Origin of the sequence: Streptomyces coelicoflavus, from assembly GCF_003112555.1 — a bacterium.
Lineage (GTDB): Bacteria > Actinomycetota > Actinomycetes > Streptomycetales > Streptomycetaceae > Streptomyces > Streptomyces coelicoflavus.
The window spans coordinates 284243-302379 of sequence record NZ_BEWB01000005.1 but is presented as its reverse complement, the minus strand read 5'-3'; the positions used below and the strand labels follow the sequence as shown (position 1 = coordinate 302379).

The window sequence follows — 18137 nt, the reverse complement described above, 5'->3', positions numbered from 1 at the left end:
GGTGACCACGCGTACTCCCGGCGAAGTACGCCCTTCGCGGGCGAGAGGTCAGGGGCCGGCCGTCTCCCCCGCCGCCGGCTCGGACGGAGCGGACGACGCGGGCGGGTCGGACGGTGCGGCCGGCTCCGCACGCCGGTCCATCGCCGCCAGTGCCCGCTGCGCCAGCGGATGGCCGCGGACCAGCTCGCCCAGCGAGGTCGAGCCCTGCGTGATGTCCTTGAACGCCTTCCACGCCGGACGGAACCCCGTCAGGGCCGCGTGGAACAGCCCGGGCCGGCGCTCGAACACCGTCAGCATCCGCTTGCCGACGCTCATCTCCACGCCGAGCCCGGCCTTGATGGCGAACGCGTAGTTCAGGGCCTGCTTGCGCGCGTCCACCGCGTCGTGCGCCTCGGAGACGCGGACCGCCCACTCCCCCGCGAGCCGGCCCGAGCGCAGCGCGAAGGAGATGCCCTCGCGGGTCCACGGCTCCAGCAGCCCGGCCGCGTCGCCGCACACCAGGACGCGGCCGCGCGACAGCGGCGAGTCGTCCGCGCGGCAACGCGTCAGATGACCGGAGGAGATGCTCGGTTCGAAACCGGCCAGCCCGAGCCGGGCCACGAAGTCCTCCAGATACCGCTTGGTCGCCGCGCCCTCGCCGCGCGCCGAGATGACCCCGACCGTCAGCGTGTCGCCCTTGGGGAAGACCCAGCCGTAACTGCCGGGGATCGGGCCCCAGTCGATGAGCACCCGGCCCTTCCAGTCCTCGGCGACCGTCTCGGGCACCGGGATCTCCGCCTCCAGGCCGAGGTCGACCTGGTCCAGCTTCACCCCGACGTGGGCGCCTATCCGGCTGGCGCTGCCGTCCGCGCCGACGACGGCCCGGGCCAGCACGGTCTCGCCGCCCTGGAGGACGACGGCGACCGTGCGCCGGTCCGGGACCGCCGACCCGTGCTGCTCCACCCGGGTCACGGTGGCCCCGGTGCGCAGCTCGGCGCCCGCCTTCTGGGCGTGCTCGACCAGCTGAAGGTCGAATTCGGGCCGGTTGATCAGCCCGAACAGCATCTGCCGGGAGCGCCGGGTCCGGGTGAAGCGCCCGTTGTTCGAGAAGGTCACCGCGTGCACCCGGTCCTGGAAGGGCAGCTCGAAGCCGGGTGGGAGGGTGTCGCGCGAGGGGCCGATGATGCCTCCGCCGCACGTTTTGTAGCGGGGCAGCTCGGCCTTCTCCAGCAACAGCACGCGCCGCCCCGCGACCGCCGCCGCGTAGGCGGCCGATGCCCCCGCCGGTCCCGCGCCCACCACGACCACGTCCCAGACCTGACGCGCGTCGTCCGCCGAAGAGTTCTCGCTGCTCACGATGGTCTACTGCTCCGATCAAACCGCCTGCCGCACCTGACCCCCGCATCCTACGGCGGGCATCGCCGCAGGCCACTGTGGGAGGATCGGCCCATCATTCCAAGTACTCCTTGGTACAACGTCGCACCCACAAGGAGCGTGCCCATGTCGCCGAATCCGGTCGCCGAGACCGTCGCTTCGCTGATGCCCCGCGCGAAGGAGGAACTCGCCGCGCTGGTGGCCTTCAAGTCGGTGGCCGACTTCGACCAGTTCCCGCGCAGTGAGAGCGAGGGCGCCGCGGACTGGATAGCGACGGCGCTGCGCGCCGAGGGTTTCCAGGACGTGGCCCTGCTCGACACCCCCGACGGCACGCAGTCGGTGTACGGGTACCTGCCCGGCCCCGAGGGCGCGAAGACGGTGCTGCTGTACGCCCACTACGACGTGCAGCCGCCGCTGGACGAGGCCGGGTGGCTCACTCCCCCGTTCGAGCTGACCGAGCGCGACGGCCGCTGGTACGGGCGCGGCGCCGCGGACTGCAAGGGCGGTGTGCTGATGCACCTGCTGGCGCTGCGCGCGCTCAAGGCGAACGGCGGCGTGCCGGTGCACGTCAAGGTCATCGCCGAGGGTTCGGAGGAGCAGGGCACGGGCGGCCTCGAGCGGTACGCCGAGGCGCACCCGGACCTGCTGGCCGCCGACACCATCGTCATCGGCGACGCGGGCAACTTCCGCGTCGGACTGCCGACGGTCACCTCCACGCTGCGCGGCATGACGCTGCTGCGGGTGAAGGTCGACACGCTCGAAGGCAACCTGCACTCCGGACAGTTCGGCGGCGCGGCGCCCGACGCGCTGGCCGCCCTGATCCGCGTACTGGACTCGCTGCGCGCCGAGGACGGCTCGACGACCGTCGACGGCCTCGCGGCGGACAGCGAGTGGGAGGGCCTCGCCTACGACGAGGAGCAGTTCCGCCGGGACGCGCGCGTGCTGGACGGCGTGGAGCTGATCGGTTCCGGTTCGGTCGCCGACCGCATCTGGGCGCGGCCGGCCGTCACGGTGCTCGGCATCGACTGCCCGCCGGTCGTCGGCGCCACCCCGTCGGTGCAGGCGGGCGCGCGGGCGCTGGTGAGCCTGCGCGTGCCGCCGGGCGTGGACGCGGCCGAGGCCACCAAGCTGCTCCGGGCCCACCTGGAGGCGCGGACGCCGTGGGGCGCCCGGGTCGCCGTCGAGCAGATCGGCCAGGGCCAGGCGTTCCGTGCCGACACCACCAGCCCGGCGTACCAGGCCATGGCCGACGCGATGGCGGTGGCGTACCCCGGCGAGGAGATGCAGTACGCCGGTCAGGGCGGCTCCATCCCGCTGTGCAACACGCTGGCGGCTCTCTACCCGGACGCGGAGATCCTGCTGATCGGGCTGAGTGAGCCGGAGGCGCAGATCCACGCCGTGAACGAGAGCGTCTCCCCCGAGGAGCTGGAGCGGCTGTCGGTGGCGGAGGCGCACTTCCTGCTCAATTACGCGGCGGGCTGAGCCGGGTCGCGTTCCGGGTCCGGCCGTCGGCAGAGGGGCCTCGCCACCCGGCGGGGCCCTGCCCACGGTCGTCCCGTGGACGTCGTCGGACTCCTCCCGCGTCCGCACCTGCTGCGCTTCCCGGTCGGTCGGGCCCATCTCCGGCGTGACGGGGACGAGGTGACGCCGATCGACGCCGGGCATGCCGGGTGCGGTGCGCGGATCGCCGCGTACGCGCGGGCCGCCGGCCGCGTGCGACGGGTCGTGCCCACCCACTTCCACGAGGACCGTGCGGGCGGGGCGGCCGAGGCCGGCGCGCTCGCCGGGGCCGACGTGGTGGCGCACGCCCTGGACGCGCCCGTCGTGCGCGGGGAGGTGCCCCGCCCGCCGCCCCCGCTGGAGGACTGGGAGCGCCCGCCGCACGAGGACGCCCTGCGGCGACTCCCGCGCGGCGGCTTCGACCGGCCGGCCCGGGTGGCGGAGGTGGTGGACGGACGGGGACGTCCTGGACTTCGGCGGCGGGACGCGGGTGGTCCATGCGCCGGGTACACGGACGGGAGCATCGCCCTGTACCTGTTTCGGTCATCGGGGATCCGGTGACCGCACGGGCCGGGGACGTGCTGCGCGCGGCGGCGCGGACGTACGGAGTCCCCGGGCGGTCTCAGCCGACCGGCGTGCCCGCCTCCAGATAGTGGGCGGCACCGCGCTCCCGGGCCCGCAGCGCCCAGCGCAGCCGCTCGTAGCGGACCGGGGGCAGCAGGGCGGCGGCCTCGTCCTCGGTGGCGAAGCGCCAGGCGCGCAGCTCGGAGGCGGGCAGCAGGACCCGGTCGGCGTCCGCGGAGTCGAGCCGTCCGCCGTCGAACAGCAGCCGCAGGCCGCCGTGGGCGGGGGGTGCCGGTGGTTCCCAGTCGACGACGAGCAGGGCCGGTACGTCGTCGAGGCAGAGCCCGGTCTCCTCGGCGACCTCGCGCATACCGGCCCGGGCCGGCGCCTCGCCGGGTTCCACGACGCCGCCGGGGAACTCCCAGCCGGGTTTGTAGGTGGGGTCGACGAGCAGGACCCGGTCCCGGTCGTCGAAGAGCAGGACACCGGCGGCGACGGTCTCGCCGGTGGGCTCCGGAGTCTGCACGATCTCGCAGGCCGGTGCCTCCCCCGTGCCGACGGCCTCGGCGACCCGGGCGGCGGCCTCGTACGGGGTGAGGGCGCCGGTGTCGACGGGATGGGCGTCGGCGGTGAGCCAGGAGGCGAGGGCCGCGCGGTAGGGCTCGATGTGGTCGTAGGACCACTGCCGGACCCGCATCTCGCCGTCCGGGAGGCCCTCGGGTATCTCGCGGCTCGCTATCCGCTCGCGCAGGATCGTTTCGGCCGGAGCCAGCAGGACGTGCCGGACCTCGATCCGGCGGGCGGCGAGGCCACCGAAGATCTCGTCCCGGTACTCCTGACGCAGCAGGGTCATCGGGACCACGAGCGTCCCGCCGAGGTCGGCCAGCAGCGCGGCCGCCGTGTCGATCACCAGCCGGCGCCAGATCGGCAGGTCCTGGAAGTCCCCCACCTCGGCCAGGCGTTTGGGCGGCAGCAGCTGCGCGAGCGCGCCGCCGACGACCTCGGGGTCGAAGAGTGTGCTGTTCGGGATCAGTTCGATCAGTTCCCGTGCGGTGGTGGTCTTCCCCGCACCGAACGCGCCGTTGATCCAGACGACGGTCACAGGTCCCCCTCTTCTGTTGGCCCCCTGTGGCTTGCCCGCTTCACCCTGCCACGGAAACCAGGCCGAGTTGAGCCGCGTGAAAGGGCATATGACAACGGCGCCGGCACCCCTCGGGGGCACCGGCGCCGTGCGGTCCGGCCGGGCGTGCGGGCCCGGCCGGCGGGTGTCAGCCCCGCTGTCCCAGGGCGTCGTCGTCGAGGGTCAGGCTCTCGGTGGCGACGGTGTCCTGGAGGGTGCTGACGGTGTCGTCGACCCCGAGACCGAGCGGGAGCTCGCTCGGGGCCGCGTGGGACGGGCTGACGGCCGCCACGACGAAGCCGGTGGCGAGGGACGCGAGGGCGAGCATGCTGCGCTTCTTCATGCCCCGTTCAACTACGCCGACGCGCCGGGGTCACGGGCAGGACGGGCAAGCCTCGGAAGACCCCGGTTCCCACCGGCCCCCGGGCCGGACCCGCAGGGCGGCCGCAGCCGCCGAACCCGGACGTCCCGCGACGGTCGTCGCACAACCCGCCCTGCCCTGACGCCCCGCGGCGGGTGCGTACCGGCTCCCGCGCCCGGACCGGCGCGACGGCCGTGACGCCCGCCGTAGCGGGACGGGCGCGACGGTCCTCGCACCCGCTTCGTCCATGACGTCCAGGCAGCCGGCCCGAGGCGGGTGCCCACACACGCACGGCGGCCGTGGCACCCACCCGCACCCGCCCGCGCCCAGACATGCACCGCGGCCGTCGCCCCGCCGCGCCCAGACGTGCGCGGCACTCGCCGCACCCGCCCGTGCTCAGACGTGCGCCGCGGTCGTCGCGCCCGCCGTCCGCGACAGGGCAGCCGCGGCCGCGCCGACCAGTCCGGCGTCCGTTCCCATCTGGGCGGGGACGACCACCAGGCGCTGGACGAAGGACAGCGTCGCGTAGTCGGTCAGCGCCTTGCGCAGGGGGGCGAAGAGGACGTCCCCCGCCTTGCCCACTCCCCCGCCGACCACGGCGATGTCGATCTCGACGAGGGTCGCGGTCGCGGCGATACCGGCGGCCAGCGCCTGCGCGGCCCGCTCGAAGGACGCGACGGCGACGGGGTCGCCCAGCCGGGCGGCGGCGGCGACCGCGGCGGCGGAGGTGTCGCCGTCGGGGCGGGGCACCCAGCCCCCTTCCAGGGCGCGGCGGGCGATGTTGGGGCCGCTGGCTATGCGCTCCACGCAGCCGCGCGCACCGCACGGGCAGGGGTCGCCGTCCAGGTCGACGCTGATGTGGCCGATGTGGCCGGCGTTGCCGGTCGGCCCCGGGTGCAGCCGGCCGCCCAGCACCAGACCGCCGCCGACGCCGGTCGAGACCACCATGCACAGCGCGTTGTCGTGCCCGCGGGCGGCGCCCTGCCAGTGTTCGGCCGCCGTGATGGCCACCCCGTCGCCGATCAGTTCGACGGGCAGGCCCCCGGTGGCCGCCCGGACCCGGCGGACCAGCGGGTAGTCGCGCCAGCCGGGCACGTTCACCGGGCTGACCGTGCCCGCCGAGGCGTCCACGGGGCCCGCGCTGCCGATTCCGACGGCCGCGGCCCGGCCCCACAGCGGCGACGTGGCCAGTTCCGCGAGGACGGCCTCGACGGCCCCCATCACGGTGTCACCGTCCTCCCGGGCGGGTGTCGCACGCTGTGCGCGCGCCTGGATGCGGCCGTGGCCGTCCACCAGCGCGCCGGCGATCTTGGTGCCGCCGATGTCCAGCGCTGCCACTAGGTCGGTGTGCATCAGAGTCGGATCTCCCCGTCGGACCGAAAGCGAAAAAGCCGTACAACACGAGCGCGCGGCAACCGGCCCCGTGATGGGGACGAGGGCCGGAGAGTGCGATGGACAGTGTCTCCCGCATCTGACAACGTTGTCCAGGCTCTATGCTCGACGCCACATCCTCATACAAGCCCATGACCGACACATCCCCCCGGACAGCAGGAGCCGACGCAATCCCGTGGACGACAGGACAGGACACCGCATCGTGCCCGACGTGACCCGCCGCGCAGACCGCCTCCCCGGGAACCGTTACGGCAACCGCCCGACCATGAAGGACGTGGCAGCCCGGGCGGGAGTCGGCCTCAAGACCGTCTCCCGGGTGGTCAACGGAGAGCCCGGCGTCACCCCGGAGACCGAGCGCCGCGTCCAGGAGGCCATCGACGCGCTGGGCTTCCGCCGCAACGACAGCGCGCGGGTGCTCCGCAAGGGCCGCACCGCGAGCATCGGCCTGGTCCTGGAGGACCTGGCCGACCCGTTCTACGGGCCGCTCAGCCGCGCCGTCGAGGAGGTGGCCCGCGCCCACGGCGCCCTGCTGATCAACGGGTCCAGCGCGGAGGACCCGGAGCGCGAGCAGGAACTGGTCCTCGCCCTGTGCGCGCGGCGCGTGGACGGTCTTGTGGTCATCCCGGCCGGGGACGACCATCGCTATCTGGAGCCCGAGCTGAAGGCGGGCGTCGCCACGGTGTTCGTGGACCGGCCGGCCGGGCAGATCGACGCGGACGTGGTGGTCTCCGACAACTTCGGCGGGGCCCGCGACGGCGTGGCCCACCTGATCGCGCACGGGCACCGCAGGATCGGTTTCATCGGGGACATGCCCCGCATCCACACCGCCGCCGAGCGGCTGCGCGGCTACCGGGCGGCCATGGAGGACGCGGGCATACCGGTCGAGGACGCCTGGATGTCCCTGGGGGTCACCGACCCCGAGCGGGTGCGCCGGGCAGCCGAGGAGATGCTCGCCGACCCGCATCCGGTCACCGCGATCTTCACCGGCAACAACCGGGTGACGGTGACCGTGATCCGGGTCCTGGCCGGACACACCAGGGGCGTCGCCCTGGTCGGCTTCGACGACATCGAGCTGGCCGACCTGCTCCAGCCGGGCGTCACCGTGGTCGCGCAGGACGCCGCCGCCCTCGGTCGCACCGCGGCCGAGCGGCTCTTCCGGCAGCTGGACGGCACCCTCCTCGCCCCCGACCGCATCGAACTGCCGACCAGGCTGGTCACCCGGGGTTCGGGCGAGCTGCCGCCGTCGGACTGAGCGGACCGCGCCGCCCCGGCCGCCGGGAGGAGACCCACCGTGTCGCAACCACCGTCCGAGGGCCGCGAGCCCGCGCCGCCGCCCGGCGGCGACCGCACGCTGCGGGCGCTCGGGCTTGACGGTGTGCCGCGCGAGGAACCGCTGCTGTACCCGGGGGCGTGGCCCCGCGAGTCCGGGCTGCTGGACGGGGACCGGCTGCTGCCGCTGGACCGGCCGTCGTGTCAGGAGTGGGAGGAGGGGGAGGGCCGGGTGCCGGTGCTGGCGATCGGCTCCAACGCGAGCCCCGGTCAGCTGCGGCACAAGATGGCCGAGTTCGGCATCGGCTCGCCGATCCCGATGGTGAGGTCGCGGGTCACGGGGCTGGACATCGGCGTCTCCGCGCACGTGAGCCGCATGGGCTACGTGTCCGCCTCGCCGGTGGGTGCCCCTGGCTCCGTGCGGGAGCTGTTCGTCCTGTGGCTCGACGCCGGGCAGCTCGCGGTGATCGACGCGAGCGAGGGCGTGCCGATGGCGGGCGGCAACTTCGACCGGGTCTGGCTGCCCGCCCCGGACGTGCGTGTCGAGCCCGGGGACGGCTCGGTACTGCGCGGCGCGTACGCGTACGTCAACCGGCACGGGGTTCTGCACGACGGCACCGGCGCGCCACGGCGGCATCCGGGCGAGCAGCGGCCCCTGATCACCGAACTGCTGCACGGGTCGGCCCGGCTGCGGGAGCTGTTCGGCGTGACGCCGGAGGAGTTCTGCGCGCGGGCGCGCGCGGACCGGCGGCTGTGCGACCGGGGGACGCGGCTGTTCGCCGAGGAGCAGCGGGTGACGGCGTCCGGCCTGGAGCGGTACGCGGGCTCCGGGCCGGACGATCCCCTCGCCGGGGGCCGGACGCCGTCGGCGGGACCTACTGCGCCGATGCCGTGAGGTCGCCGCGCCGCGGGCCCGAGAAGCCCTCCAGGTCGGCGCGGGTCAGGCCGGTCAGCCGGGCGACCTCGCCGATGTCGAGCGCGCCGCAGTCCAGGCCGCGCAGCAGGTAGCCGCTGAGGGCCTTGGCGGTGGCGGGCTCGTCCATCACGTCGCCGCCGGTGCGGTTGGCGTAGCGGGCGAGGCGGGCGGCGGCCTGTTCGAAGCCCTCGCGGTAGAAGGCGAAGACGGCGGCGTACCGGGTGGGGATGTGGCCGGGGTGCATGTCCCAGCCCTGGTAGTAGGCGCGGGCCAGCGCGCGGCGGGTGAGGCCGTAGTGCAGGCGCCAGGCGTCGTGGACCTGCGCGGTGGGGCCGACCGGCAGGACGTTGGTCGAGCCGTCCGAGACGCGTACGCCGGTCCCGGCGGCGGCGACCTGCATGACCGCCTTGGCGTGGTCGGCGGCCGGGTGGTCGCTGGCCTGGTGGGCGGCGGAGACGCCGAGGCAGGCGCTGTAGTCGAAGGTGCCGTAGTGCAGGCCGGTGGCGCGGCCCTCGGCGGCCTGGATCATGCGGGCGACGGTGGCGGTGCCGTCGGCGGCGAGGATGGACTGGCTGGTCTCGATCTGGATCTCGAAGCCGATCCGGCCGGGCGTGAGGCCGCGCGCCTCCTCGAAGGCCTCCAGGAGCCGCACCATGGCGGTGACCTGCTCCGGGTAGGTCACCTTGGGCAGGGTGAGGACGAGTCCTTCGGGCAGGCCGCCGGCCTCCAGCAGGCCGCTGAGGAAGACGTCGAGGGTGCGGATGCCCCGGGCGCGCACCGGAGCCTCCATGCACTTCATGCGGATGCCCATGTACGGGGCGGCCGTGCCCTGCTCGTACGCCTCCGCGATCAGCCGGGCGGCGCGGGCGGCCGCCTCGTCCTCCTCGGCGTCCGTACGGTTGCCGTAGCCGTCCTCGAAGTCGACGCGCAGGTCCTCGATCGGCTCGCGCTCCAGTTTGGCGCGTACGCGGGTGTACACGGGCTCGGCGAGGTCGTCGGCGAGGCCGAGGACGGCGGCGAAGGAGGCGGCGTCCGGGGCGTGTTCGTCGAGGGCGGCGAGCGCCCGGTCGCCCCAGGAGCGGACGGTGTCGGCGGCGAAGACGTCACCGGGTACGTAGACGGTGTGGACGGGCTGGCGAGTGCCCGGGTCTCCGGGGTAGCGGCGCTCCAGCTCCGCGTCGACCGGTGCGAGGGAGGCACTGATCTCCTCGCCGACGGCGCCCGCGAGGCTCGTTGCCACCTTCTCCTGCTGACCCATTCGACACCCTCCTGATGTTCATTTTTCCGCTGAACGGAATCTGTTATCCGTAGAGTGAAGTTATCTGCCGGTCTCTCGCCGGTCAACACCATCCTGCGCGCGCACCGAGGCCCCCGCGACGTCCGTGGACGTCTCCGGGGGCCTCGGTGTGCGGAGCGGCGGGAAGGGTCAGCCCTTGCGGGTCTTGACCTCGTCGGTGAGCTGCGGGACGACGTCGAAGAGGTCGCCGACGACGCCGTAGTCGACCAGCTCGAAGATCGGGGCCTCGGCGTCCTTGTTGATCGCCACGATCGTCTTCGAGGTCTGCATGCCGGCGCGGTGCTGGATCGCGCCGGAGATGCCGGAGGCGATGTACAGCTGCGGGGAGACGGACTTGCCGGTCTGCCCGACCTGGTTGGTGTGCGGGTACCAGCCCGCGTCCACCGCGGCGCGCGAGGCACCGACGGCCGCACCGAGGGAGTCGGCGAGCGCCTCGATGATCGCGAAGTTCTCCGCGCCGTTGACGCCGCGGCCGCCGGAGACGACGATCGCGGCCTCGGTCAGCTCCGGACGGCCGGTCGACTCGCGCGGCGTGCGCGAGGTGACCTTGGTGCCGGTCGCGGCGGCGGAGAAGGAGACCGACAGGGCCTCGACCGCACCGGCGGCCGGGGCGGCCTCGACGGCGGCCGAGTTCGGCTTGACCGTGATGACCGGGGTGCCCTTGGAGACGCGGGACTTGGTGGTGAAGGCGGCGGCGAACACCGACTGGGTGGCCACCGGGCCCTCGTCGCCGGCCTCCAGGTCGACGGCGTCGGTGATGACGCCGGAGCCCAGGCGCAGCGCCAGGCGGGCGGCGATCTCCTTGCCCTCGGCGGAGGAGGGGACCAGCACGGCGGCCGGGGAGACGGCGGCGACGGCGGCCTGGAGGGCGTCGACCTTCGGCACGACCAGGTAGTCGGCGTACTCGGCGGCCTCGTGGGTGAGGACCTTCACCGCGCCGTGCTCGGCGAGGGCGGCGGCGGTGTCACCGGCACCGTTGCCCAGCGCGACGGCGACGGGCTCGCCGACGCGGCGGGCCAGCGTCAGCAGCTCCAGGGTCGGCTTGCGGACGGCACCGTCCACGTGATCGACGTAGACGAGAACTTCAGCCATGGGACTTCTTCTCTCCTGCTTGCGAAAGATGAGGGGCGGTAAGGGCGGCAGGGCCTCAGATGAACTTCTGGCCCGCGAGGAACTCGGCGAGCTGCTTGCCGCCCTCGCCCTCGTCCTTGACGATCGTGCCCGCGGAGCGCGCCGGACGCTCGGCGGCCGATTCGACGACCGTGTAGGCGTTCTCCAGGCCGACCTCGTCCTCGTCGATCTCGAGGTCGGAGAGGTCCCAGGACTCCACCGGCTTCTTCTTCGCCGCCATGATGCCCTTGAAGGACGGGTAACGCGCCTCACCCGACTGGTCGGTGACCGACACGACCGCCGGCAGGGAGGCCTCCAGCTGCTCCGTGGCGGAGTCGCCGTCGCGGCGGCCCTTGACCGTGCCGCCCTCGACCGACACCTCGGACAGCAGCGTCACCTGCGGCACGCCCAGGCGCTCGGCGAGCAGCGCGGGGACGACGCCCATGGTGCCGTCGGTGGAGGCCATGCCGGAGACGACCAGGTCGTAACCGGCCTTCTCGACCGCCTTGGCCAGCACCAGGGAGGTGCCGATCGCGTCGGTGCCGTGCAGGTCGTCGTCCTCGACGTGGATCGCCTTGTCCGCGCCCATGGACAACGCCTTGCGCAGCGCGTCCTTGGCGTCCTCGGGACCCACCGTCAGGACGGTGACCTCGACGTCGTCGTCCGAGTTCTCAGAGATCTGCAGCGCCTGTTCGACCGCGTACTCGTCCAGCTCGGAGAGCAGACCGTCCACGTCGTCCCGGTCGACGGTCAGGTCATCGGCGAAGTGCCGGTCGCCAGTGGCGTCGGGCACGTACTTCACAGTGACAACGATCCTCAAGCTCACGCCGGCTCTCCTACTGCGTCGACATTTCTGTGCTGCCTCTTGCAGGCAGCATAGGCGCCCCAAGCGGCCGATCCCGGTCGGGGCGACCTGCGCTCCGCCCGGAATATTACTCGTCAGTACACCCAGTTCTTTCCCGCTAAGCAAGCGCTTTGAACTGTGACCTTCGCAACGCAGCGTAACCGGAACTCGACGCCTCCGCAGAAGCCGTCCCGCTGACCGGTCAGTCGCGCAGTCCCCGGTAACGCCCCTGGTGGTACAGCAGCGGCTCACCGGCTCCGGCGGGGTCGCCGAGGAGGACCTCCGCCAGCACGATCCGATGGTCCCCCGCGGGCACCCGGCCGGCCACCCGGCACACGAGCCAGGCCAGCACGCCGTCCAGCACGGGCACACCCTCGGGCCCCTCCCGCCAGACGGTGGGCGCGGCGAAGCGGTCGGCGCCGCTGCGGGCGAAGGTGGCCGCCAGCTCCTGCTGGTGCTCGCCGAGCACGTGAACGCCGACGTACTGCGCCTCCGACACCGCGGGCCAGCTCGACGAGCCGGTGCCGATGCCGAAGGAGAGCAGCGGCGGGCGGGCGGAGACGGAGGTGAGGGACGTGGCCGTGAAACCGACCGGCCCGCCGGGACCCCGCGCGGTGATCACGGCGACGCCCGCCGCATGCCGCCGGAAGACGGACCGCAGCAGGTCGTCGGTGGCGGGCCGCGGCGAGGCGAGGCCGGGTGTGACCGTCATACGGGGTGGTCCTTCTGTGTTGCGCCGCGGTCCCGGGACCTCGGAGCGGGGCACGGGGGCAGGCTGACGATGGGTGGCACACACAGTCAATTACGTCCCGGGATCTCGGAGCTGTGGAGAAGACCTCACCGCTCGGGTGGCGCTTGTCACACCGCCGCACCCAGCGCGGCGATCACGTCCGCCGTGCGCGGCTGCCCGACGGCACGCCGTACGACGCGGCCGCCGGCGTCGAGGACCAGCACGGTGGGGGTCTTGAGCACGCCGAGGGCGCGGACCAGTTCCAGGCGGGCCTCGGCGTCGATCTCGACGTGGGCGACGCCGGGGACCATGCCGGCCACCTCGCCCAGTACCCGCCGGGTGGCCCGGCAGGGCGCGCAGAAGGCGCTGGAGAACTGTACGAGCGTGGCGCGGTCCCCGAGTTCGGCACCGAGGGCGGCCGCGTCCAGTCGCGGGGTGCCGGTCCCGGACCGCCTGCCGTCGTCCTGCTCGCCCACCAGTGCGCTCCCGTCCCGCCGCCACCGCGGCTGTCCCGGGCGCGCGTGCCCGCGCGCCGCCGATCCGGTCCTCCGAAGGTGCAGCGCCCCGGAGGCGGCCAGGATTCCCGCCGACCGTCGCGTTTCGGCCACCAAACGGCCGTGTGAGTGATGAGGATCTCCCCTCACACGGGCACCAAGGCTGGTACACCGGCCGTTCTTGGGGCACGATCGGCGACAAGCCGAAAACCTACGGCTGCGTAACTTTCGACTGGGAGCCCCCTTCCCAGGCTGACAAGGAAGGGTCCGACCCGCCCATGGCAGAACTCGCCTACCGCCCGGCCATCGGTCTCGCCCGCACCCTGTTCAAGGTGTGGGACCTCAAGATCGACTGCCAGGGTTCGGAGAACATCCCGCGCTCGGGCGGCGCCGTACTGGTGAGCAACCACATCAGCTACCTGGACTTCATCTTCGACGGCCTGGCGGCGCTGCCCCAGAAGCGGCTGGTGCGCTTCATGGCGAAGGAGTCGGTCTTCCGGCACCGGGTTTCCGGCCCGCTGATGCGCAACATGAAGCACATCCCGGTCGACCGCAAGCAGGGCGAGGCGGCGTACGCGCACGCCCTCGACTCGCTGAAGTCCGGCGAGATCGTCGGGGTCTTCCCGGAGGCGACGATCTCCGAGTCGTTCACGCTGAAGAGCTTCAAGTCGGGTGCCGCGCGCCTGGCGCAGGAGGCGGGCGTCCCGCTGATCCCGATGGCGCTGTGGGGCACCCAGCGGCTGTGGACCAAGGGCCACCCGCGCAACTTCAAGCGCAGCCACACCCCGATCACCATCCGGGTCGGCGAGGCCATGGAGGCCTCCCGCGAGCAGTACGCGGGCGCGATCACCCGGCGGCTGCGCGAGCGGGTGCAGGAGCTGCTGGAGGCGGCGCAGCGTGCCTACCCGGTGCGTCCCAAGGGGGCCGACGACACCTGGTGGATGCCGGCCCACCTCGGCGGCACGGCCCCGACGCCCGAGCAGCTGCGCACGGCCCAGGCGCACTGAGCCGGGCGTTCAGAGCGCGGTGGGGAGGGTCTCCCACAAGTGCGGGCGGTCGGTGGCCGCCTTGAGCACCTCCAGCACCTTCGGATGCGGCGCCGCGTACAGCTCCGGGTAGTCCGCCTCCCCCGCCGCGTGGTCCGGCGTGAAGGCCAGCCGCTCCCGCCCCAGGGAGAACCGCGCGTTCACGCCGGGCTTGTTCCCCCGCGGATCCTGCCGGTGCCAGGCGCCGTCCAGGCGTACGGCGACCAGTCCGTGCACCACGTCGAACCGCTGGTAGCACAGCGCGGTGGGGATGTCCTCGGCCCGCAGCAGCGCGGCCAGCGCGTGGGTCTTGGCGTAGCAGATGCCGGTGCGCCGCTCCAGCACGTCGGAGGCCCGCCAGGTGACACGCGGATCCCCGGAGTCCTGTGAGTGCGGGATGGTGTCACGCACGAAGTCGAAGGCCAGCCGCGCATAGTCATACGAATCTGCCGCCTCCTGGGCGAGCAGGCCGGCCGTCTCCCGTACGCGCGGGTGGTCGTGGTCGATGGCCTCGTCGGCTGCCAGATAGGCGGACAGGTCAGGGGTTGTCTGGATCGGCTCCATGCCCGCAGAGCATAGGAAAGCGATCACCCGTCAGTCAATGACTTTTCAGGTGACCGCATACCTATGCAATTCCGGGAGATGCTCCCGTCAGCGCGCCATCTCCTCCTTGAGGGCGGCCACGAACGCGTCGACGTCGTCCTCCGTGGTGTCGAAGGCGCACATCCAGCGCACGTCGCCGGCGGCCTCGTCCCAGAAGTAGAAGCGGAACCGCTTCTGGAGGCGCTCGCTCACCTCGTGCGGCAGCCGCGCGAAGACCGCGTTGGCCTGCACCGGGTAGAGGATCTCCACGCCGTGCACGGCGCGCACGCCCTCGGCCAGGCGCTGGGCCATCTCGTTGGAGTGCCGGGCGTTGCGCAGCCACAGGTCCTTGGCCAGCAGCGCCTCCAGCTGCACGGACACGAAGCGCATCTTGGACGCCAGTTGCATGGACAGCTTGCGCAGGTGCTTCATGTGGCGCACCGCGTCCTGGTTCAGCACCACGACCGCCTCGCCGAACAGCGCGCCGTTCTTGGTGCCGCCCAGGGAGAGGAGGTCGACGCCGACCGCGTTGGTGAACGTGCGCATGGGCACGTCCAGCGAGGCGGCGGCGTTGGCTATCCGGGAGCCGTCCAGGTGCACCTTCATGCCGTGCGCGTGGGCGTGCTCGCAGACGGCGCGGATCTCGTCGGGCGTGTAGAGGGTGCCCAGTTCGGTGCTCTGGGTGATCGACACGACCTGCGGCATGGCGCGGTGCTCGTCGTTCCAGCCGTACGCCTGCCGGTCGATCAGGTCGGGCGTGAGCTTGCCGTCGGGGGTGGGGACGGTGAGCAGCTTGAGGCCGCCCATGCGCTCGGGGGCCCCGCCCTCGTCGACGTTGATGTGCGCGCTGTCGGCGCAGATCACCGCGCCCCAGCGGTCGGTGACCGCCTGGAGCGCGACGACGTTGGCGCCGGTGCCGTTGAAGACCGGGAACGCCTCGGCGCCGGAGCCGAAGTGGCTGCGGACCACGCGCTGGAGGTTGTCGGTGTAGTCGTCCTCGCCGTACGCGACCTGGTGACCGCCGTTGGCGAGCGCCAGGGCGGCCAGCACCTCCGGGTGGGCCCCGGCGTAGTTGTCACTGGCGAAACCGCGGACCTCGGGGTCGTGATGGCGACGCGCGTCGGTCTTCGGGGGGTTCACGGCTTCTCGGTCAGCCACAGACGGTTTCCGTTCACTTCCGCGGCGGGCTTGTCCCAGACACCGGCGACCGCCTCGGCGAGGTCGCGCACGTCCGTGAAGCCCGCGAACTTCGCGTTGGGGCGCTCGGCGCGCATCGCGTCGTGCACCAACGCCTTGACCACCAGGATCGCAGCCGCCGACGTCGGTCCCTGCTCGCCCCCCGCCTTGCGGAAGTAGTCCGCCATGGCCAGCGTCCACGCCTCGGCGGCGGCCTTGGCGGCCGAGTAGGCGGCGTTGCCCGCGGTGGGGCTGGACGCGCCGGCGGCGCTGATCAGGACGTAGCGGCCGCGGTCGCTGCGCTGGAGCGCCTCGTGGAAGGCGAGGGAGGTGTGCTGCACGGTGCGGACGAGCAGCTTCTCCAGGAGGTCCCAGTCGCCGAGTTCGGTCTTGGTGAAGCTCTTGCTGCCGCGCCAGCCGCCCACGAGGTGGACCATGCCGTCGACGTGGCCGAACTCCTTCTCGGTGCGGTCGGCCCAGGCCCGGGTGGAGTCCAGGTCGAGCAGGTCGACCGTCTCGCCGGTGACGGTGGCGCCGCCGTGCGCGTAGCGCGCCGCGTCGACCGCCTCGGCCAGCCGCTCCGGGTCGTTGTCCGCGCCGACGACGGTCGCACCCGCCTCGGCGAGCCGCAGCAGCGCGGCCCGTCCGGCGGGTCCGCCCGCTCCTGCCACCGCGATCACCGCGCCGTCGAGCGCCCCGTTCCCCATGGTCCTCGCCTCCCGAGCCTGCTGAGCCTGTGTCTGCCGTACATCTTCCCGCGTGCCGCCGCCGTCGCTCACGCGGCGGCCCGCTCGGAGCCGTCCGTGGCCGCGGTGATGCCCCGGGTGGAGGCGATCACCTTCTTGAGCTTCTTGGACAGGGCCTCGTAGAACATGCTCAGCGGAAACTCGTCCGGAAGCACGTCGTCGACGAGTTTGCGCGGCGGCAGGGTCAGGTCCAGGGCGTCGGGGCCCTTGGCCCACTTCGAGCCCGGGTGCGGGGCGAGGTAGGTGGAGACCAGCTCGTAGCCGGCGAACCAGTGGACGATCTTCGGGCGGTCGATGCCGTCGCGGTAGAGCTTCTCGATCTCGGCGCACAGCTCGTTGGTGACCTGCGGGGCGCGCTGCCAGTCGATGAAGAGCTTGTTGTCCGTCCAGCGGACGACGTCGTGCTTGTGCAGGTAGGCGAAGAGGAGCTGGCCGCCGAGGCCGTCGTAGTTGCGCACGCGCTCGCCGGTGACGGGGAAGCGGAACATGCGGTCGAAGAGCACCGCGTACTGCACGTCACGGGCCTGCGGGACGCCGTCCGCCTCCAGCTTCACGGCCTCCCTGAACGCGGTGAGGTCGCAGCGCAGCTCCTCCAGGCCGTACATCCAGAACGGCTGGCGCTGCTTGATCATGAACGGGTCGAAGGGCAGGTCGCCGTGGCTGTGGGTCCGGTCGTGGACCATGTCCCACAGCACGAACGCCTCTTCGCAGCGCTTCTGGTCGTGGACCATGGCGGCGACGTCCTCGGGCAGCTCCAGACCCAGCAGGTCCACGGCGGCCTCGGTCACGCGGCGGAAGCGGGCGGCCTCGCGGTCGCAGAAGATGCCGCCCCAGGAGAAGCGCTCGGGGGCCTCCCGCACGGCGATGGTCTCCGGGAAGAGGACGGCCGAGTTGGTGTCGTAGCCGGCCGTGAAGTCCTCGAAGGTGATGCCGCAGAACAGCGGGTTGTCGTAGCGGGTGCGCTCCAGTTCGGCCAGCCAGTCGGGCCAGACCATGCGCAGCACGACCGCTTCGAGGTTGCGGTCCGGGTTGCCGTTCTGCGTGTACATCGGGAAGACGACCAGGTGCTGGAGGCCGTCCGCGCGGTTCGCGGCGGGCTGGAAGGCCAGCAGCGAGTCGAGGAAGTCGGGCACCTCGAAGCCGCCGTCCGCCCAGCGGGCGAGGTCGGTCACCAGGGCCTCGTGGTAGGCGCGGTCGTGCGGCAGCAGCGGGGACAGCTCGCGCACGGCCTCGGTGACACCGCGTACGGCGTCCTCGGCGGCGGCCCGCTCCGGGGCGCCCTCGGCGTCGAAGTCGATCGACCCGTCCTGGGACTGCCATGGCCGGATCCGCTCCACGGCATCCTTGAGCACGGGCCACGCCGGGTGCTCAACCACCCTGTCCGCCGGAGGAACGTCGCCCTCCACACCCACCTGCACAAGAATTTCCGTCATGTCCCATCCTCCACGGGAGAAGCTAGCGTGACGACACCGTAGACATACGACGTTTCTCCAATCAAGGGGAGGCTCCGTAAATTATCCTGCCTGACCCCGGACTTCGCCGCATTTTTTCCTGTCGAGCGCCGGGTTCGTATACCCGGCGCGGCACGGGGGAAACGGTCCGGCAGGGCCGCTAGGCTGCCGCCCTGCCCACGCCGACGTCGACGGAAGCGAGTCGAG

Annotated in this window: 18 protein-coding genes; 5 read left to right on the top strand and 13 right to left on the bottom strand. The window is 72.8% G+C overall.

Going from position 1 to position 18137, the window contains the following annotated elements; all coding sequences use genetic code 11:
- Positions 1 to 48 precede the first annotated feature (48 nt).
- On the bottom strand, positions 49 to 1335 hold the full coding sequence (locus tag Sco07f_RS13200; RefSeq protein WP_108987942.1) for a geranylgeranyl reductase family protein: 1287 nt from the start codon (positions 1333 to 1335) through the stop codon (positions 49 to 51).
- A gap of 144 nt (positions 1336 to 1479) precedes the next feature.
- Between Sco07f_RS13200 and Sco07f_RS13195 the strand changes: the two genes are divergently transcribed.
- Positions 1480 to 2835, top strand: a complete 1356-nt coding sequence (locus Sco07f_RS13195; RefSeq protein ID WP_007446878.1) for a dipeptidase — start codon at positions 1480 to 1482, stop codon at positions 2833 to 2835.
- Positions 2836 to 2910: 75 nt separating this feature from the next.
- The gene (locus tag Sco07f_RS13190) at positions 2911 to 3414 is read left to right on the top strand and encodes an MBL fold metallo-hydrolase (protein WP_369695773.1); all 504 of its coding nucleotides are present in this window, start codon (positions 2911 to 2913) and stop codon (positions 3412 to 3414) included.
- A 61-nt stretch (positions 3415 to 3475) separates the two neighbouring features.
- On the opposite strand, the gene Sco07f_RS13185 is transcribed toward Sco07f_RS13190, so the two are convergent.
- The 3 genes from Sco07f_RS13185 to Sco07f_RS13175 all read right to left on the bottom strand — a co-directional run bounded on the left by Sco07f_RS13185 (position 3476) and on the right by Sco07f_RS13175 (position 6251).
- Positions 3476 to 4519 carry an NUDIX hydrolase gene (locus Sco07f_RS13185; protein WP_108987941.1) on the bottom strand — a complete coding sequence of 348 codons (1044 nt, stop codon included), beginning with the start codon at positions 4517 to 4519 and terminating at the stop codon, positions 3476 to 3478.
- A 166-nt stretch (positions 4520 to 4685) separates the two neighbouring features.
- Positions 4686 to 4880 carry a hypothetical protein gene (locus Sco07f_RS13180; RefSeq protein WP_042823092.1) on the bottom strand — a complete coding sequence of 65 codons (195 nt, stop codon included), beginning with the start codon at positions 4878 to 4880 and terminating at the stop codon, positions 4686 to 4688.
- 414 nt (positions 4881 to 5294) lie between these two features.
- Entirely contained in the window at positions 5295 to 6251 is a 957-nt protein-coding gene (locus tag Sco07f_RS13175; protein ID WP_108987940.1) for an ROK family protein, read from the bottom strand.
- Positions 6252 to 6465: 214 nt separating this feature from the next.
- On the opposite strand from Sco07f_RS13175, the gene Sco07f_RS13170 reads away from it, so the two are divergent.
- Positions 6466 to 7542 (top strand): LacI family DNA-binding transcriptional regulator, encoded by a 1077-nt coding sequence (locus Sco07f_RS13170; protein WP_164143652.1) that lies wholly within the window; start codon positions 6466 to 6468, stop codon positions 7540 to 7542.
- 39 nt (positions 7543 to 7581) lie between these two features.
- Positions 7582 to 8454, top strand: a complete 873-nt coding sequence (locus Sco07f_RS13165) for a hypothetical protein (RefSeq protein WP_108987939.1) — start codon at positions 7582 to 7584, stop codon at positions 8452 to 8454.
- Here Sco07f_RS13165 and Sco07f_RS13160 read toward each other — a convergent pair.
- The 5 genes from Sco07f_RS13160 to Sco07f_RS13140 form a co-directional block, all read right to left on the bottom strand.
- Entirely contained in the window at positions 8435 to 9733 is a 1299-nt protein-coding gene (locus Sco07f_RS13160) for a DUF6986 family protein (RefSeq protein WP_007446882.1), read from the bottom strand. The two genes, Sco07f_RS13165 and Sco07f_RS13160, sit on opposite strands and share 20 nt — an antisense overlap.
- A 168-nt stretch (positions 9734 to 9901) precedes the next feature.
- A complete protein-coding gene (locus Sco07f_RS13155; RefSeq protein WP_087792188.1) occupies positions 9902 to 10864 on the bottom strand; it encodes an electron transfer flavoprotein subunit alpha/FixB family protein in 963 nt (320 codons plus the stop codon).
- Positions 10865 to 10919: 55 nt separating this feature from the next.
- Positions 10920 to 11708 carry an electron transfer flavoprotein subunit beta/FixA family protein gene (locus Sco07f_RS13150; protein WP_007446884.1) on the bottom strand — a complete coding sequence of 263 codons (789 nt, stop codon included), beginning with the start codon at positions 11706 to 11708 and terminating at the stop codon, positions 10920 to 10922.
- A 220-nt stretch (positions 11709 to 11928) separates the two neighbouring features.
- Positions 11929 to 12438: a flavin reductase family protein gene (locus tag Sco07f_RS13145; protein ID WP_087792187.1), complete on the bottom strand. Its 510-nt coding sequence runs from the start codon at positions 12436 to 12438 to the stop codon at positions 11929 to 11931.
- A gap of 146 nt (positions 12439 to 12584) precedes the next feature.
- Complete coding sequence (locus Sco07f_RS13140) at positions 12585 to 12932, bottom strand: TlpA family protein disulfide reductase (RefSeq protein ID WP_007446886.1); 348 nt, start codon at positions 12930 to 12932, stop codon at positions 12585 to 12587.
- A 296-nt stretch (positions 12933 to 13228) separates the two neighbouring features.
- Between Sco07f_RS13140 and Sco07f_RS13135 the strand changes: the two genes are divergently transcribed.
- Positions 13229 to 13957: a lysophospholipid acyltransferase family protein gene (locus Sco07f_RS13135; RefSeq protein WP_007446911.1), complete on the top strand. Its 729-nt coding sequence runs from the start codon at positions 13229 to 13231 to the stop codon at positions 13955 to 13957.
- A 9-nt stretch (positions 13958 to 13966) separates the two neighbouring features.
- Here Sco07f_RS13135 and Sco07f_RS13130 read toward each other — a convergent pair whose 3' ends face one another.
- The 4 genes from Sco07f_RS13130 to Sco07f_RS13115 all read right to left on the bottom strand — a co-directional run bounded on the left by Sco07f_RS13130 (position 13967) and on the right by Sco07f_RS13115 (position 17912).
- Entirely contained in the window at positions 13967 to 14539 is a 573-nt protein-coding gene (locus Sco07f_RS13130) for a transglutaminase-like domain-containing protein (protein ID WP_174855347.1), read from the bottom strand.
- 87 nt (positions 14540 to 14626) lie between these two features.
- Positions 14627 to 15697, bottom strand: a complete 1071-nt coding sequence (locus tag Sco07f_RS13125) for a threonine aldolase family protein (protein ID WP_108987937.1) — start codon at positions 15695 to 15697, stop codon at positions 14627 to 14629.
- Positions 15694 to 16440: an SDR family NAD(P)-dependent oxidoreductase gene (locus Sco07f_RS13120; protein ID WP_007446889.1), complete on the bottom strand. Its 747-nt coding sequence runs from the start codon at positions 16438 to 16440 to the stop codon at positions 15694 to 15696. Before Sco07f_RS13120 ends, Sco07f_RS13125 begins: the two co-directional genes overlap by 4 nt.
- 68 nt (positions 16441 to 16508) lie before the next feature.
- Positions 16509 to 17912 carry a DUF6421 family protein gene (locus Sco07f_RS13115; protein WP_108987936.1) on the bottom strand — a complete coding sequence of 468 codons (1404 nt, stop codon included), beginning with the start codon at positions 17910 to 17912 and terminating at the stop codon, positions 16509 to 16511.
- Positions 17913 to 18137 lie beyond the last annotated feature (225 nt).

Bases quoted from the DNA above. Each gene is read 5' to 3' on its own strand.
- Sco07f_RS13195 (WP_007446878.1), top strand. From the start codon at position 1,480: ATGTCGCCGAATCCGGTCGCCGAGACCGTCGCTTCGCTGATGCCCCGC.
- Sco07f_RS13180 (WP_042823092.1), bottom strand. From the start codon at position 4,880: ATGAAGAAGCGCAGCATGCTCGCCCTCGCGTCCCTCGCCACCGGCTTC.
- Sco07f_RS13175 (WP_108987940.1), bottom strand. From the start codon at position 6,251: ATGCACACCGACCTAGTGGCAGCGCTGGACATCGGCGGCACCAAGATC.
- Sco07f_RS13160 (WP_007446882.1), bottom strand. From the start codon at position 9,733: ATGGGTCAGCAGGAGAAGGTGGCAACGAGCCTCGCGGGCGCCGTCGGC.
- Sco07f_RS13155 (WP_087792188.1), bottom strand. From the start codon at position 10,864: ATGGCTGAAGTTCTCGTCTACGTCGATCACGTGGACGGTGCCGTCCGC.
- Sco07f_RS13145 (WP_087792187.1), bottom strand. From the start codon at position 12,438: ATGACGGTCACACCCGGCCTCGCCTCGCCGCGGCCCGCCACCGACGAC.
- Sco07f_RS13135 (WP_007446911.1), top strand. From the start codon at position 13,229: ATGGCAGAACTCGCCTACCGCCCGGCCATCGGTCTCGCCCGCACCCTG.
- Sco07f_RS13130 (WP_174855347.1), bottom strand. From the start codon at position 14,539: ATGGAGCCGATCCAGACAACCCCTGACCTGTCCGCCTATCTGGCAGCC.
- Sco07f_RS13120 (WP_007446889.1), bottom strand. From the start codon at position 16,440: ATGGGGAACGGGGCGCTCGACGGCGCGGTGATCGCGGTGGCAGGAGCG.
- Sco07f_RS13115 (WP_108987936.1), bottom strand. From the start codon at position 17,912: ATGACGGAAATTCTTGTGCAGGTGGGTGTGGAGGGCGACGTTCCTCCG.